The organism is Arthrobacter sp. H41, assembly GCF_000520535.1.
Taxonomy (GTDB): domain Bacteria; phylum Actinomycetota; class Actinomycetes; order Actinomycetales; family Micrococcaceae; genus Arthrobacter_D.
The window spans coordinates 16,757-18,668 of the sequence record NZ_KI914777.1 but is presented as its reverse complement, the minus strand read 5'-3'; the positions used below and the strand labels follow the sequence as shown (position 1 = coordinate 18,668).

The 1,912-nt window shown below is 69.6% G+C and carries 2 protein-coding genes; both read left to right on the top strand.

The window, feature by feature from the left end; genetic code table 11:
- On the top strand, positions 1-1,050 hold a 1,050-nt coding region (locus Y705_RS23565; protein WP_026532050.1), incomplete at its 5' end, for a UvrD-helicase domain-containing protein.
- Positions 1,011-1,912, top strand: a 902-nt coding sequence (locus Y705_RS23560; RefSeq protein WP_444826158.1) for a UvrD-helicase domain-containing protein, incomplete at its 3' end; no start/stop codon positions are given. The genes Y705_RS23565 and Y705_RS23560, both read left to right, overlap by 40 nt.

The following is a 1,912-nucleotide window of genomic DNA, read 5'->3' as shown; positions in this document are numbered from 1 at the left end:
CTGTCCGGTCCCGTGCTTGTCCTTGGCGGCCCGGGTACCGGCAAGTCGACGCTCCTGGTCGACGTCGCCGTTCGCCGAATTCGCGCAGGCGTGATCGAGGCCTCCGAGGTGCTCCTTCTCGCGCCCACCCGGGCAGCGGCGTCGCGCCTTCGCGACGAGCTGACGGAAAAGCTCGACCGGAGCCTCAGCACAGCACCGGCAAGGACCTGGGCCGCCTATGCGTTCGACCTGATTCGGCGCGCGAAGGCGGAGGGACGGATGCCTGAACTCCGCCGCGCGCCGCGGCTCCTTTCAGGTGCCGAGCAGGACCTGATCATCAAGGAGCTGCTCGCCGGCCACGGCGAGGACGGCGCGCCTGCCATCGACTGGCCGCAGAACCTCACACTCGCCCTGCCCACGCGGGGATTCCGGCAGGAGATCCGTCAGCTCTTCGATCGCGTCAGCGAATACGGGGCCTCGGCCGGGCAGCTCCACGAGTGGGGCTACCGCTTCGACCGCCCTGACTGGGTTGCCGCTGCAGCGCTGTACGGCGAGTACCGGGACGTCCTGGACCTCCGGATGCCGGAGGCGTTCGACCCCGCCGGAATACTCACTGCAGCCCGTTCCCTCCTGGAACTGGATGAGGAGTTCCTCGCGCAGGAACGCCAGCGCGTGAAACTGGTCCTGGTGGATGACTATCAGGAAGCCAACCCGGCGATCCATGCGCTCCTCGGCCTTCTCGCCGGCGGCAGGGACACCGTCGTCGCTTCCTGCCCGGATACTGCGGTGCAGGGTTTCCGTGGCGCACGGCCCGAACTCACCGGGCAGCTCGAACAGCTGCTGTCGTCGGAGGGCGCACTCACCACGGTCGTGCTGGCGGAGTCCCGGACGCTGACGGCACCGCTGGCCGAGGCCTGGCGCAACGTCGCATCCCGTATCTCCACCGCCGGGGTGCCCGCCGGCTACAGGGCGCTGGCCCCCCTGGCCGCCGGCTTGTCCTTGGCGGCCCGGGTACCGGCAAGTCGACGCTCCTGGTCGACGTCGCCGTTCGCCGAATTCGCGCAGGCGTGATCGAGGCCTCCGAGGTGCTCCTTCTCGCGCCCACCCGGGCAGCGGCGTCGCGCCTTCGCGACGAGCTGACGGAAAAGCTCGACCGGAGCCTCAGCACAGCACCGGCAAGGACCTGGGCCGCCTATGCGTTCGACCTGATTCGGCGCGCGAAGGCGGAGGGACGGATGCCTGAACTCCGCCGCGCGCCGCGGCTCCTTTCAGGTGCCGAGCAGGACCTGATCATCAAGGAGCTGCTCGCCGGCCACGGCGAGGACGGCGCGCCTGCCATCGACTGGCCGCAGAACCTCACACTCGCCCTGCCCACGCGGGGATTCCGGCAGGAGATCCGTCAGCTCTTCGATCGCGTCAGCGAATACGGGGCCTCGGCCGGGCAGCTCCACGAGTGGGGCTACCGCTTCGACCGCCCTGACTGGGTTGCCGCTGCAGCGCTGTACGGCGAGTACCGGGACGTCCTGGACCTCCGGATGCCGGAGGCGTTCGACCCCGCCGGAATACTCACTGCAGCCCGTTCCCTCCTGGAACTGGATGAGGAGTTCCTCGCGCAGGAACGCCAGCGCGTGAAACTGGTCCTGGTGGATGACTATCAGGAAGCCAACCCGGCGATCCATGCGCTCCTCGGCCTTCTCGCCGGCGGCAGGGACACCGTCGTCGCTTCCTGCCCGGATACTGCGGTGCAGGGTTTCCGTGGCGCACGGCCCGAACTCACCGGGCAGCTCGAACAGCTGCTGTCGTCGGAGGGCGCACTCACCACGGTCGTGCTGGCGGAGTCCCGGACGCTGACGGCACCGCTGGCCGAGGCCTGGCGCAACGTCGCATCCCGTATCTCCACCGCCGGGGTGCCCGCCGGCTACAGGGCGCTGGC